11 protein-coding genes are annotated in these 14,046 nt (G+C 50.0%); all 11 read right to left on the bottom strand.

All coding sequences use genetic code 11. The annotated features are described in order from the left end of the window. Positions 1-67 precede the first annotated feature (67 nt). Positions 68-871, bottom strand: a complete 804-nt coding sequence (locus MHI42_RS32020) for a metal ABC transporter permease (RefSeq protein ID WP_042138749.1) — start codon at positions 869-871, stop codon at positions 68-70. 721 nt (positions 872-1,592) lie between these two features. Beyond that, a complete protein-coding gene (locus MHI42_RS32015; RefSeq protein WP_042138751.1) occupies positions 1,593-2,342 on the bottom strand; it encodes a metal ABC transporter ATP-binding protein in 750 nt (249 codons plus the stop codon). A 34-nt stretch (positions 2,343-2,376) separates the two neighbouring features. Next, positions 2,377-3,345, bottom strand: a complete 969-nt coding sequence (locus MHI42_RS32010) for a zinc ABC transporter substrate-binding protein (protein ID WP_342421807.1) — start codon at positions 3,343-3,345, stop codon at positions 2,377-2,379. A 224-nt stretch (positions 3,346-3,569) separates the two neighbouring features. Continuing rightward, positions 3,570-5,603, bottom strand: coding sequence for a methionine--tRNA ligase (gene metG, locus MHI42_RS32005; RefSeq protein ID WP_342421806.1), 2,034 nt, complete (start codon positions 5,601-5,603; stop codon positions 3,570-3,572). 455 nt (positions 5,604-6,058) lie between these two features. Beyond that, on the bottom strand, positions 6,059-6,322 hold the full coding sequence (yidD, locus tag MHI42_RS32000; protein WP_039295456.1) for a membrane protein insertion efficiency factor YidD: 264 nt from the start codon (positions 6,320-6,322) through the stop codon (positions 6,059-6,061). A gap of 2 nt (positions 6,323-6,324) precedes the next feature. Next, positions 6,325-6,786, bottom strand: a complete 462-nt coding sequence (locus MHI42_RS31995) for a Fur family transcriptional regulator (protein WP_039295454.1) — start codon at positions 6,784-6,786, stop codon at positions 6,325-6,327. A gap of 233 nt (positions 6,787-7,019) precedes the next feature. Beyond that, positions 7,020-9,332 carry a stalk domain-containing protein gene (locus MHI42_RS31990; RefSeq protein ID WP_342421805.1) on the bottom strand — a complete coding sequence of 771 codons (2,313 nt, stop codon included), beginning with the start codon at positions 9,330-9,332 and terminating at the stop codon, positions 7,020-7,022. A gap of 345 nt (positions 9,333-9,677) precedes the next feature. Next, positions 9,678-10,469: a response regulator gene (locus MHI42_RS31985; RefSeq protein WP_342421804.1), complete on the bottom strand. Its 792-nt coding sequence runs from the start codon at positions 10,467-10,469 to the stop codon at positions 9,678-9,680. After that, positions 10,447-12,300 carry a sensor histidine kinase gene (locus MHI42_RS31980; protein ID WP_342421803.1) on the bottom strand — a complete coding sequence of 618 codons (1,854 nt, stop codon included), beginning with the start codon at positions 12,298-12,300 and terminating at the stop codon, positions 10,447-10,449. The genes MHI42_RS31985 and MHI42_RS31980 overlap by 23 nt, the downstream gene beginning before the upstream one ends. A gap of 27 nt (positions 12,301-12,327) precedes the next feature. Then, positions 12,328-13,155, bottom strand: coding sequence for a carbohydrate ABC transporter permease (locus tag MHI42_RS31975; protein WP_039295446.1), 828 nt, complete (start codon positions 13,153-13,155; stop codon positions 12,328-12,330). Then, entirely contained in the window at positions 13,155-14,039 is an 885-nt protein-coding gene (locus tag MHI42_RS31970) for a sugar ABC transporter permease (RefSeq protein ID WP_039295444.1), read from the bottom strand. The genes MHI42_RS31975 and MHI42_RS31970 overlap by 1 nt, the downstream gene beginning before the upstream one ends. Positions 14,040-14,046: the final 7 nt, after the last annotated feature.

Raw genomic sequence — 14,046 nt, 5'->3', positions numbered from 1 at the left:
TACTCGGGTTCAGTTCACGAAGGCAGTATTCAAGCATATGTAGTTAGGCCGCTGGATGCTTCAGCCTTTAGGCTGGCAGGCCTTTTTTGCCGATCAGTGTTAGTGTCAGCAGTGCAATCAGGAGCAGAACAATGGTGGCTCCGGGAGCCAGATTCCACACACCGGCAATGACAAGTCCGCCGACTACGGCGATCTCAGCGATAATCACGGACAGGATGACTGAAGACTTGAAGCTTCGGGACAGCAGCAAACTGATCGCCACAGGAATGGTCAGGAGTGCAGATACCAATAGCGAGCCGACAATTTTGATCGCCGTACTGATTACCAGCGCGGTCAACACGGTTATCAGCATATTAAGCAGCTTCACCGGCAGTCCGCTGACACTGGCTGCATCCTCCTCAAAGCTGAGCAGGAAGAACTCTTTGAAGAACAGCGAAACTACAACCACAACCGCAATGGTAACGATACCTACTACAATCAGATCGGTGTTATTCAGCGTATAAATGCTGCCGAACAGGTAACTCATTACATCCGCATTATAGCCTTTGCCCAGGGTGAAAAAAAGCGAAGCCAGCGCCACCCCGCCCGACATGATGATGGCAATGGAGAGTTCGGCGTAGCTTTTGTATGCCTTGCGCAGCTTCTCAATCGCAAACGAGGCCACTACGGCAAAGATCAGCCCCGCTCCAAGCGGGTAGAAGCCCGTCAGGAAGCCAAGCGCCACCCCGGCGATGGTCACATGGGCCAGCGTGTCTCCGATCATCGACAGGCGCCGCAGCACCAGGAACACGCCTATCAGCGGCGCGGTAATCCCAATCATCAGGCCGCCGGCCAGCGCCCGCTGGAAAAAGTCACTAAATAGAATTTCCAAGATATTTTTCTCCTTTTATGATCAAACCTTATCGAGAATTTAGATCAAAACCTTTAGATCAAAACCTTTTCGATCAAAAACCTTTTAGATCCTAAACCTTTCGATCCCAAACCTTTCGATCCTAAACCTTTCGATCCTAAACCTTTCGATCCCAAACCTTTCGATCCCAAACCTTTCGATCCCACCCAAACCCTCCCTTCCAAGGGAGGGCCCCAAGGGCTCTGCCCTCTGGACACCCGTTTAAGTGCAATTGGCGTGGGACGGCGGACTTTCGCTGCTTAGGGACGTTGAGGTAGGACCGCTTTTCCTCCCTGCGGGATACGCTATACTATTGACGGATTTATCTGCACATTTAACTTCAAAGAAACTTACAAACAAGTTCAAAGACCAGGCCGTCCGATGTTGTACAATGGACGACCCAGGGGACAACTAAGAGCAGGGCAGAAGAGCCTTGTCCGTTGGAATCAAGCCGTTTAAATGTACTTTGTACAACTATTTCTCTTATTTAGAACCAGATCAGGAAAATAAGTGTATTTCATACAATTATAAAGAGGAGTAAGCGGATTATCGCCTGTTTTCCGCAAATATAAGTGTACAAACTACAGTTATAGCTTAAATCCGCGCCTACAATCTAAAAATAACTGTACGAAATACAGCTATCTTTAGGAAGCATGAGAAGCTAATTTGCAGAATGTCTGAAACACCTCTGCGCTCCCTTTTTTCAAGATAGTGTATGCTGCAGGTTATCGACAACGCAGTCCTGAACATCATGAGAATGGCGGCAATAAAAATTGATCTTGCCGTTCTTCTGCACCGGCTCGTTGCCGAGATAGTTCTTAATCATGTCAATGTCATGCGACACCATCAGGAAGGTCATGTGGTGATGGGCATGCATATGCATTATCAGGTCGAAGAATCCGGCCTGCGTCTCGGCATCAATGCCGACGGTAGGCTCATCGAGGATCAGCAGATCCGGATGGTTGATCAGGGCGCGGGCCAGAAAGACCCGCTGCTGCTGGCCGCCGGACAGCTGGCCTACTCTTTTCTCCGCGATATCCTGAATCCGCATCACTTCAAGCGCATCCTCACACTGGCGGTGCTGGGCTTTGGATACGCGGCGGATCAGATTCTTGTTATTGTACAGGCCTGACAATACCACTTCACGCACGGTAGCCGGGAACAGCGGATTGAAGGCATTCTTCTGCGGAACATAACCAATCCGTTCCCAGTCCTTGAACTTCCGGACCGGCTGGCCGAATAATTTGATCTCCCCGCTGGTAGCAGGCAGCAGACCGACAATCATCTTGAGCAGCGTAGTCTTGCCGGCGCCGTTGGAACCAATGATGCCCAAGAAATCGCGTTCTTTCACTGTATAATCCAGATTGGAGATTACCTTCTGTTCGCCATAGGAGAAGGACAAATCCTGTATTTCGATCATATGCTGATGGCAGTCCAGGGATACCGGTTGCATGTGAAGTACCACCTTTCAACTTATACTTTCCTTATTATTGTAAAGCCAGAATGAGATTTTGCAAATTTTTCTCCATTAGTGTGAAATAGTTGTCGCCATTCTTCTCCTGGGCTTCAGTCAGACCCTCTACCGGATTCAGCACCATCGTGGACACGCCGGTTTCACCAGCCAGTGTCTTAGCCAGCTTGTCGGATACCAGTTCTTCGAAGAAAATGTAGCGTATTCCCTCTTCTTTGACCAATGCCGCCAGATCGAGCAGATCCTGCCCCCTTGGTTCGGCATCCGGTGACAGCCCCATAATAGCGTGCTGTGACAGACCATAATCACGCGCCAGATACGAGAAGGCCTGATGAGAGACTACGATCTCTTTATTCGGCAGCTTGCCCAGTTCCTCGGTAAACTTGCTGTCGAGCGTACTCAAGCGTTCTACCAGCTTCTGGTACCGTTCTTCATAACCTGCGGAATGCTCAGGATCAACGGACTGCAGGCTTTCCTTGATGTTCTTCGCCATCACGAGCGCCGACTTCGGACTTACCCAGGTGTGCGGGTCCGTGTGCAGGCTATCACTGTGTTCTGCTTCTTCCTCCTCATGACCATGATCATGACCGTCTTCCTCGTCGGTCTTAATCAGATCAACCCCTTGGCTGACTTCTACAGCCTTGGCTTCACTGTCACTGTCGAGGCTCTTGAGGAAATTGGGCACCCAGCCCTCCAGTCCTGCTCCGTTATACAGGAACAGTTGTGCCTTCGAGGTATTAATAATATCCTGGCTGCGCGGCGTCCAGTCATGCGGCTCTACCCCCACCGGAAGCAGATTGATCGCGTTGATATCTTCCCCGCCGATTTCACTGGCAAATTCATATATAGGATAAAAAGTAGTGATGACATTCACTTTTCCCTCGACGATACTTCCGCTGCTCTTAGGACCGCATGCGGCAAGCATCATTAGCAGCAGTATGGTAACAACGAGTAAAAGCCCCTTATGCAAGCTTCTATATAACATTTCTCTATCGTCCCCTTAAATCGTAAAATTTACTATGAGAATTATAATAGTAATCGTTACGATAAGTCAACTCTGATCTTACAGCCAGCCTCCCGGTACTTAGACTGAAGCCGCTTATGCTTAAGCAGCACCTAATAACGAATATTCTCTATTTACACTAAAACAATCCCCGCTGCATTAAAGCACACGGGGATCGTTCAGATCATTCAACTATGCAGCTTGTCTTATTTCACAATGGCACCGTTCGGCATGCTGTCCGGCACGGTGGCGATCGTCAGCTGGTCGCCCTTGGAGGCTGCCAGGATCATCCCCTGCGACAGCTCGCCGCGCAGCTTCACCGGTTTCAGGTTCACGATGCAGATCACCTTGCGTCCCACCAGCTCTTCCGGTGTGTAGAACTTGGCAATGCCCGATACGACCTGGCGCTGCTCGTATCCAAGATCGAGCTGCAGCTTCAGCAGCTTGTCCGCCTTCTTCACCGGCTCACAGGCGATGACCTGGGCTACGCGCAGCTCTGCTTTGGCGAAATCGTCGATGCCGATTTCTTCCTTATGCTCCTCTTCCTCCGGATCGGCAGCTGCCGCATCCGGCGTCACAGCAGCCCCTGCAGGCGCAGCTTCCGCAGCTGCTTCTGCAGGCTTACCGGCTCCCATCGCTTCGGCGATGTACGCCACTTCCTGCGCCACGTCCAGGCGCGGGAAGATCGGGTCGCCCTTGGCCAGCTTGGTTCCCGCTGGAATCAGGCCGAATGATTTGCCGCTCTCCCAGGTGGTCAGCTCGCCCGGCTGAATGCCCAGCTGCTCCCAGATCTTCGCCGGAGCCCCGGTCAGGAACGGCTGCAGCAGGATGGACGCGGTGCGCAGTCCCTCGACCAGATGTCTCATCACCGAAGCCAGCTCGCCGGTTCTGCTCTCATCCTTAGCCAGTACCCATGGCTGGGTTTCGTCGATATATTTGTTCGTCCGGCTGATCAGAGCGCCAATCGCGGTCAGGGCTACGGAGAATTCCATTTTCTCCATCGCTTCTTCTACTTTGACATAGGTGCTCTGCACTACCGATTCCAGTTCCCCGTCAAATGCCGTCACCTGGCCTGCATAAGCAGGAAGCTCACCGGCGAAATATTTCTCTACCATCGCCCCGGTCCGGTTCAGCAGATTGCCCAGGTCGTTGGCCAGATCATAGTTGATGCGGTCCACGAAGCTCTCCGGTGTGAAGGTTCCATCCGAACCGAACGGAACTTCGCGCAGCAGATAATAACGCAGGGCATCCAGACCATAGCGGTCGATTAAAGTAACCGGATCAACGACATTGCCTTTGGATTTGGACATTTTGCCGTCCTTCATTAGCAGCCAGCCGTGCGCGAACACCTTCTTCGGCAGCGGTTCACCGAGCGCCATCAGAATGATCGGCCAGTAGATCGTGTGGAAACGGACAATCTCCTTACCGACAATGTGCACATCCGCAGGCCAGAACTTATCATACAGGCTGCGGTCTTCCGAGCCATAGCCGAGAGCCGTAATGTAGTTGGTAAGTGCATCAATCCATACGTACACTACATGCTTCTCATCACCTTTTACCTTAACGCCCCAGTCAAAGGTCGTACGGGATACGGCCAGATCCTCAAGGCCCGGCTTGATAAAGTTGTTAATCATCTCATTCTTGCGCGATTCCGGCAGGATGAATTCCGGATTCTCTTCGTAGAACTGCAGCAGGCGGTCGGCATACTTGCTCATGCGGAAGAAGTAGCTTTCTTCCTTGACCAGTTCAACCGGATGTCCGCTATCCGGACTTTTGCCGCCGGTAATATTGCCGTCAGCATCCCGTTCAATGTCCACCAGCTGTGTCTCGGTGTAGAAGGTCTCATCCGAAATACAGTACCAGCCTTCGTATTCCCCTTTGTAGATGTCGCCCTGCTTCAGCAGGCGGTCAAAAATATCCGCCACCACTTTCTTGTGACGCTCCTCGGTGGTACGGATGAAATCATCATTGGAGATATCCAGCTTGCGCCACAGATCCTTAATACCTACGACAATTCCGTCAACGAACTCCTGAGGGGTCTTACCGGCCTTGCCAGCCTTCTCTTCGATCTTCTGCCCATGCTCATCCGTTCCAGTCAGATAACGGACCTCATAGCCGCGCAGACGCTTGTAGCGGGCCATCGCATCACCGGCCACCGTTGAATACGCATGTCCGATATGCAGCTTATCGCTCGGATAATAGATCGGTGTAGTTAAATAAAAGGTTTTGTTCTCACTCATTACATTGTCATCCCTTCGTTATACCTTCTCATATCAAGTGGAAGCGGCTTTGCCGTCCTTTTATAAGGACGGTACCGTTTCAGCGAGAAATAGAAGGAAAAGTCATCTTGCGCAGCAAATACATTCTTATATTTTGACACAAAAAACTCCCGCCCCTATATGGGGCGAGAGTAAACTCACGCGATACCACCCAAAGTTCCCCGGCTCCTCACAGAGCACAGGCTTCGCCAGTCCCTTGCGGAACTGTCCATTAACGCTGGAACACGCCGTTATCTTACGCAAGCCGCAACTATAAGGCTCCCGCTCGAACACAGTTCCTCCCGGACCATATTCAATCTGGCATCCCATACCGGCTTCCAGCAGCCCCGGCTCTCTGTAATGGTTGTCCACATTTACTCATCCGTTCCTCGGAATATTGCTTATTATTCAAAATATACCCATCACAGCGGCTCATGTCAAGTCGTATGAACAGGCTTATCTCCTGGTGATTGCTCTTTGCGCGGCGGCACCGGGTCCAGCCCTCCCGGATGAAAAGGATGGCAGCGGGCGATCCGCCTTGCAGCCAGCCATGAACCCTTCAGCGGTCCATGGACCTCAATAGCTTCAAGCGCATAGGCTGAACAAGTCGGATAGAACCGGCAGGTTGCCGGCTTAAGCGGCGATATGAACCTGCGGTAGACCCGGATTGGTGCCTGGACTGTTCTTCTTAAGGTAGCCATATTCAGCGGCCTTCTTTGCCGTGAGCAGCTACGGCGGACTCTTCTTCGCGGCCCTGTTCACAGTCCTTGCAGTAACCGAACACCTCAAATTTATGCTTGACCACCCGGAATTGATCCGGTGTATCTGTTAAATTCATCGGACAGAAATGAATCGGGTAAGTCTTCATACACTGAAGACAAATCATATGATGATGATGGTGGTCCTGACTGCAGCTTGCTTTGAATTTGACGCCGTCTTCAAAGACAATCTGCTCCAGCACACCAAGCTCCTCCATGACACGCAGGTTGCGGTAGACCGTATCGAAGCTGAGTCCGCTGTATTTGCGGCCCATATGCTCATATACATCCTTCGCAGACAAATATCCCGTATTCTCGCCGAATAACCTGGCAAGCGTTTTGCGCTGATCGGTGATTCGCAGTCCCTGCCCCGACATGGCTTCCAGTATTTGTTCTGTCGACAGCATTCGCTCATCTCCCATAACATAGGTCGTTTGTATTGCACTCTCTTTATAATGCCCCAAAAGTACTGCCCCGTCAATGAAGTGTGCCTGTCCTGCAGCCTTCTCCATATTCCTGCAGGTGCATAGCGCAAAATAACGCCGCAAAGCTGAAGCGTATATTCCATGATTTCACACTAAAAAAAACGGCAGCCGTCCCCTCAGGAACGCTGCCGTTTGCATTTGCATTGAAGTTATATTTATTTTTTGGCCGGAAGCGGAGTAAACACAAAGTTTACAGGCAGATTGCTGCCGGAAGCTACGGAGAAGGTAATATCGACCGGACCTTCATATTCGCCGGTACGGAAGACTACTGCATTCATGTCCGAGCTGGACAAGCTTCCCTTGTTCGGCAGATTCACAATCGTTCCGTTCACCAGTAACGAACCCAGATAATTACCTCCACGCGGGTTGAAGGTGATCAGTGTGTTCGCTGCCACACGGTCCAGAACGATTTTGTACAGTACACCGAAGTTGCCGGAATTAGAAGCCTCTGTTCCAGTCATCGGATCAATACCAATCAGATTGAGGTCATTTTTATTATCCCCCAGGATCAGCTTGGATTGCGTTGTGCCTACAACATCAGTCACATTGATGATGCGTGTTGAATCCGGATACGTTCCCCGGTTATGCACACCGTCGCGGTCAAGAATTGGCAGTGTCGGCAGCAAAGCTACCGGATCTTTAGTCTGCTCAACCATTACCACATTATATAGAATAGGATAATCACTAATCAGATCGGCGCTGAGTGAGAGCACCTCTTTCGGTTTCATGGCAATCTTGTTCAGATCTGTCAGGATCGGCACACTTTGTCCCGGCTGCAGGACGATTTGGGATGCACTTGAACCTGTAATCATGGAATTGTAGTATTTCTGAATCGAAATTCTGCCTGTATATTCCGGAGAAGTTACCGGACCGGCAATACCTGAGTATTCGGTCGTAATCGTCGCCGGATATATGCCGTTGTTCGTGGCGATCACATACAGCTTCTGTCGTGTAGTCATATTGTTCATATGGTGTACCAGGAAACGTGTCTTCCCTACGGAAGTCTCGCGGTACAGCACACCCTCGGTATTAACCGTTTCAGGGCTGTTACTGCGGATCAGCGTATAACTGTCAGATGAAAGATTGTACGGCAGGTTAGGAAGTCCCGGGATCAATCCGCCGTCAAACGTCAGAACATCCCCTGGAATAGTGAACAGCTTCGCTACTTCATCCTGGGTATACAGTTGTTCGCTTGTAATGTTAATGGTCTTCTCAAAAGTGCTGCTAAGACCATGCTTATCAGTTACTGTCAGCTGGATGGACGTAGGACCGGGGTTGAAATAGGCCAGGCCACGGTTGCTCCAGGTGGTCGTTAATTCTTCATACTCAGGGTCATAGCTGGTATCTGTCAGAATTACCGGCTCACCCATTTTGTATTCATCTTTATCAGTCGTGAACTGGGCCACAGGCGGCTGATTTGGCTGCAGCACCTGGATCGTTACAGAGTAAGGATCACTCCACAAATTATTCGCATCACGCACAGAATAAGTTACGGTATAGAATCCCGGCTGATCGTACATATCCAGTTTGTTGCCGCCCCATTGTTCTTCAGCCATCGGCGTACCATTCGGTGAAGAATACGAAGTAACATAATTCACAGTCGTTTGACCTGCATAAATCTCAGTTGGTTGGACTGTAAAGGATGCTGTCGGCTTCGTGTTCAGCGTAAGAATGACTCGCTTTTGCACATTGTCCACCGTATAAGGAATATTCAGCGCATAGGTAATGGAGGTTAAAGGAACCATGAAGGTGCCTTTGAACTGGTAGGCCGGGCCTTTCATAGTATTCTTGGCGCCATTTACCGTATAGATCTTACTGTCGGTCTTGAAGCGCATAATACTGGTGCCTTTAGTAACGATAACTTCCTTGGTTTTGTAGTCGTAGGTATAGCTTACTCCGACCATTTCCACCATTGCACGGATCGATACATACGAGACCCCGTTCTTGACAGCCATCGGCTGGTTGGCAGTATACGGTGTACCGTTTCTGTACATTTTGTTACTGTTCATCATCAGGATGAGCTGACCGCCGCCAGTGGCGGAAGTGGTCAGACCTGAAGTTGTTGTCGGCTGCAACACTTGAGTACTGCCAGGAAGCGGAGTTGCCGTTGGAATAGCAGCATCTGTTGGCACAACACCATCAACAGGAGCCTGGGTTACTGCCGGAAGTGGTGTTGGTGTTGCTGCCGGCACTATCGGAACTGCTGTCGCTGCAGGAACTGCTGTTGCTGCCGGGATCGGTGTTGGTGTTGGCGTAACTGTACCTGCAGGCGCCTCAGTAACTAATGGAGGCAATGGATCTGTAGCCGAGGGCTCCTCCTGTGTTACAACCGTCTGCGTGGTATTCACCGCTGCGGCAACATTGCCTGTGATACTTTGTGTGCTGGCAGGAATTGCAAAGGCCGGAACCGCTGCTGCGGTTTGTGAAACGGCCAATACTGCCACTAAGATCATTTTTTTCAAATTCATTGTACGACTCCTTCTGCTCCCAATTGTAGTGTATAAGGCGTTATCTTTCTTTCTTCACCTTATATTCCCCGCAAAAACGCAACCGCCCTCTACAGGACGGCAGAATTATTTGCCACGTTCATTTTACAAAACATAGTATTAGACGCAGGCAACTCCGAAAAGTTTCATTCAGTGTAAAGAAAAATCAAAGATTATCCATTTATTTCTAATAGAAATCCATTTTCACAAAAAAAGATCATCCCCATCCCGGGACAATCTTGGTGTACGCCGCCAGAACAAGCAGCATTGAATTCAGTTATTGTACCAGACAGGCTGTAATCTCCGGCTTCCCTTTAACCCTTACCCTTAGCGGGCTTCGGCAGCCTTGTGTTTATCGCGGTATTCCTTAGGGGACATCCCCGTCTGTTTCTGGAATACCTTGGTGAAATAACGCCGCTCCTGATAACCCACTCCCGAGCTGATCGCAGTAATGCTTTTATCACTGCTGGCCAGCATGAATTTGGCGGCTTCAATCCTCTGCAACGTTACATACTCCACAAAGGTCATCGCAAAGCGGTTCTTGAAGAGCAGGCAGAAGTAGCTGCTGCTGATGCCGATCCGGTTCGCCACCTCTTCAATGCCAAGGTCATAGCTCAGCCGCTCGGTAATATAATTCGCCGCCTGGCTCATCAATTGATCCGGTGTTTTTTTGGCGGAATCCTCGGGTACAGACATCTCCTGAAACAAGGGAATACTGTTATACAGTTTATCCTTGTACTGTTTGCTGCGGATCCGAGCTCCAATCTCCCGCACCTTGTTGCCAAGCTCCTCATAATGTATCGGCTTGCAGATATATTCCTTCACACCAAGGCGGATGGCCTCGCGCGCATAATCAAACTCCTGATAGCCGCTTAGCAGCAGCACCTCACTCTCGAGCCCCATCTCACGCAGCTTGCCGATGAATGTAAGTCCGTCCATCACCGGCATACGGATGTCACAGAGCACCAGATCGGGCGTTTCCTCTTCAGCGATACGCAGAGCTTCCATTCCGCTGCGGGCCATCCCCGTCACCTCCATCCCCATGTCATGCCAAGGCAGCACTTTGTTGAGGTTGTTCAGGATAGGCGCCTCATCGTCAACCAATAATACCTTTAGCATAATGATCTTCCCCCTGCCCGTATTTAGGTATGACGCACTGGATAATTGTCCCCTCACCAGGACTCGCACAGATGAAAATCCCGTATCTGCCTCCGTATTCTATACGGATCCGGTCAGCCACACTGCGAACGCCAAGCCCCCTCCGTTCCAGATGAATTCCGTGTTCCGGTTTGCCTTCAGGCTTCTGCTCCGCCGGATCATTAACCATGTACTGAAACATGGACAGCTGGGACGGCGTCATGCCGATCCCGTTATCCTGAATCCGCAGAATCAGATTCCCCCGTTCTTCCCAGACCTTAACGCTTACCAGACCTTTGTAGCTGATCCCTTCAAAGCCATGCTGAATGCTGTTCTCGACCAGCGGCTGCAGCGTAAGCTTCAGAATCCCGCAGCCCAGCAGCTCCTCCGGAACCTCAAGCTCGTAATCGAACAAGTCCTCGAACCGGAATTTCTGAATATCCAGATAGTTGCGCAGATGCTTAACCTCTTCTTCCAGCGTTATTTCATCCCTGTCCTGGATACTGATCCGCAGAATACTGGCCAGTCTGTAGACCATCTCACTGACCTTTCGCCCTTCATTCTGCACAGCCAGCACATTGATGGATTCCAGTGTATTGAACAGAAAATGCGGTTTGATCTGCGCCTGCAGCACACGCATTTCCGCCTGATTTTTGCGCCGCTGCTCTTCATTGACCCTGTTGAATAATGAATTGATTTTGTCCATGAGGTCATTGAAGCCTCTGGCGAGCAGCGTCATTTCGTCACTGCCCTTCTCCTCGACCCGGGTTGTCAGGTCTCCATCCTCCACCCGGCGCATGAAGCGGACGATCACAGCAATCCCGCCTGTAATCCGGTTCATGAAGAACAGATTGAAGATCACTGCACCGAGCAGGCACAGGAACATAACCACCACAAACCAGCGGGCAAACACAGTTACTTCATGGGACAGCGAGCCCCAGGAGGTCACAGAAACCAGGCTCCAGGGATAGTCCTTCAGGTGGTAGACTGACAGAATGCTCTTTTCGCCGTCAAATTGGGTTTTGTAGCTCTGGAAGCCCGGTTTAAAGGTAATATCCTTCGTAGTAAAGGCGCGGAAATCCTGTCCGTCCAGCTGCCTGTCCGGGTCCAGCAGGATCATCCCGTCATCGTTGACCAGCATAAAAGATACCTTCTGGCTGCTGTCCCCGATCTTGAGATTGCGGAATATCGATTCGAACTCCCAGTTCTTGATCTGGACTACCAGAATGCCGATGTTCTGAAAAAAGCTAAGCTCCTTAATCAGCCGGATCTGCGTAAATACAGCCTCCGTTCCCGTCAGTTCGGGATACTCATGCGGTGCCAGCCATTTCGGAACCCCGTTGAGCTTCATAACCTCCTGGTAGAGATCGCTCCCTTTGAACTTGTCATAGGGGAGAGTGCGGAAATTTTCTTTGGTGAAGACCGATACGATCTCCGAGCTGCCTTTTCCATTAAAATTATAGAGAAAGGCATAGCTGATCGACGGATGATTATAGAGCAGACTACGGAAATTGCGCTGGCTGGCGTTCAGGCTGAGCTGCTCGGCATCGGTCAAATCCTGTTTGGAGGGATCATCCGCGCTAAGCGCCATATGAAAGACCGAGGTGGCAATTCCGTTGTCTGTCACATTGTCCATATCCTTAAACACATTCGAAATGCTGTAACTGATCGCCTTAAGTGAATATTCGGACTGCTGGCTGTACTTCTTCTCTATCGAATTATAAGTAACGAAGAACATAATCATGCCAAGAATGAATAAGGGAATGATAATCAGGCCCAGAAATGCCGTAAATAATTTGTAGCGCAAATTCATCGGCCCATGCTCCTGACATGAATAGGGTTATCCTTTTACACTGCCTGCCGTTACGCCTTCAATAATCTTCTCCTGCAAAATAGCATAAATGACGATGACCGGGACCACGCTGTAGACAATACCCGCCGACATTTGCGCGTAGTTCATCTGGTATTGATCACGGAATTGAACCATGCCCACCGGAAGCGTGCGCAGCTCGTCATTAGAGAGGAAATAGTTAGCCAACAGAAACTCGTTCCAATTTCCCAGGAAATTAACAATGAAGACTGTAACCATGGCCGGAACTGTCAAAGGTACAATAATTCTAGCAAAGATACCCGGAGCCTTCAAGCCATCCATGACTGCCGCCTCTTCAATTTCACTGGGAAGTGAGCGCATGAATGCTGCCAGTATAATAATCGTGAATGGAATTGCATTGGCGATATAAGGAATAATAAGTGCCCAGTGTGTATTGAGAATATGAAGCTTGCGGACAATCGTGTAGATAGGCAGCATCAGTGCATTGTTCGGAATCAGCATGCCGATCAGGACCAGCGAGAACAGAATCTTGTTCCATTTCCCCTGGCGCATCCGCGTAACCGCGAAGGCAAACATAGAAGCCAGCAGAATGGATACCACCGATGACAGGATCGAAATATATAAGCTGTTAAAAAAGTATGTGCTGATCTTGGCGTTCACCCATGCTTCAACGTAGTTCGAGAATTCAAAGGTCTTCGGAATCCCGAACGGATTCAGGGCGATCGCATTGTTATCCTTCTTCACCGAGGAGAACAGGACAAAGAGAAACGGAAAGAGTACAACGATCAGGTATCCCAGCAGGGCAACGTGAGGTAAGCTTTTCTTGAGGCGCGGCATCAGTATTCAATCCTTTCATTACGACGGGCAAACAGCAGCTGATAGAGAGCTGTAACCACGAGCGTGAACATAAAGATCAGAACTGCAATGGTATTGCCGTACCCATATTTGAAATTGGTGATCGCATATTTAATCATATAGGTGGCCATAACCTCAGTTGAACCTGCCGGGCCGCCTTTGGTCATAACAATGACGATATCTGCGGCCTTCATCGCTCCGGCAATTGAGAGCATTATTACTACCGAGATAATGGGAACAATCAGCGGCAAAGTGATGCGTGTAGCGCGCTGGAAGCCCGTAGCGCCGTCGATGGCCGCAGCCTCATCCAATTCACCAGGGATGGAGAGAATGGCCGCCAGCACCATTACAATGTAGAATCCGGTCCATTGCCAGGCATTCGTAATCAGAATCGACAGCATGGCGAACCGCTCATCCGACAGCCAGTAGACAGGCTCAATGCCGACAAGGCCGAGCACTTTGTTGAACAAGCCGATATTCGGCTCATAAATGAAGCCCCACAGAATACCGATAACTGCAGTAGACATTATGGATGGCATGAATACTGCTGTCTTGTAAAGGCCCTTCAGCTTCTTCACATTAGCGATTAATAAGGAGAAGAAGACAATCAGCGGCACCTGAATGCATACGGAGAACAGAATGAACCAGCCGTTATTTTTAACAGACACCCAGAAGCGTTCATCTCCCAGGGCTTTTTTGAAGTTATCCAGTCCGGCGTATTTCACGGTATCGGATACACCGTTCCAGCTGGTGAAGCTATAGTAGAGTGAACTGAAAATGGGGTAAATGAAGAACATAATGAACAGAACCAGTGCCGGAATAACGAACAGAATGAACACCAGAGGATTTCTTAGTGCCTTATTCATGACTACC

Origin of the sequence: Paenibacillus sp. FSL E2-0178 (genome assembly GCF_038593005.1) — a bacterium.
In the GTDB taxonomy this organism is placed as follows: domain Bacteria; phylum Bacillota; class Bacilli; order Paenibacillales; family Paenibacillaceae; genus Paenibacillus_AQ; species Paenibacillus_AQ phytohabitans.
Note: the sequence above shows the minus strand (reverse complement) of the source record. Positions and strands in the feature narration are given on the sequence as shown.

Bases quoted from the DNA above. Each gene is read 5' to 3' on its own strand.
- MHI42_RS31990 (WP_342421805.1), bottom strand. From the start codon at position 9,332: ATGAATTTGAAAAAAATGATCTTAGTGGCAGTATTGGCCGTTTCACAA.
- MHI42_RS31985 (WP_342421804.1), bottom strand. From the start codon at position 10,469: ATGCTAAAGGTATTATTGGTTGACGATGAGGCGCCTATCCTGAACAAC.
- yidD (WP_039295456.1), bottom strand. From the start codon at position 6,322: ATGGCTACCTTAAGAAGAACAGTCCAGGCACCAATCCGGGTCTACCGC.
- MHI42_RS31970 (WP_039295444.1), bottom strand. From the start codon at position 14,039: ATGAATAAGGCACTAAGAAATCCTCTGGTGTTCATTCTGTTCGTTATT.
- MHI42_RS31995 (WP_039295454.1), bottom strand. From the start codon at position 6,786: ATGCTGTCGACAGAACAAATACTGGAAGCCATGTCGGGGCAGGGACTG.
- metG (WP_342421806.1), bottom strand. From the start codon at position 5,603: ATGAGTGAGAACAAAACCTTTTATTTAACTACACCGATCTATTATCCG.
- MHI42_RS32010 (WP_342421807.1), bottom strand. From the start codon at position 3,345: ATGTTATATAGAAGCTTGCATAAGGGGCTTTTACTCGTTGTTACCATA.
- MHI42_RS31980 (WP_342421803.1), bottom strand. From the start codon at position 12,300: ATGAATTTGCGCTACAAATTATTTACGGCATTTCTGGGCCTGATTATC.
- MHI42_RS31975 (WP_039295446.1), bottom strand. From the start codon at position 13,155: ATGCCGCGCCTCAAGAAAAGCTTACCTCACGTTGCCCTGCTGGGATAC.
- MHI42_RS32015 (WP_042138751.1), bottom strand. From the start codon at position 2,342: ATGCAACCGGTATCCCTGGACTGCCATCAGCATATGATCGAAATACAG.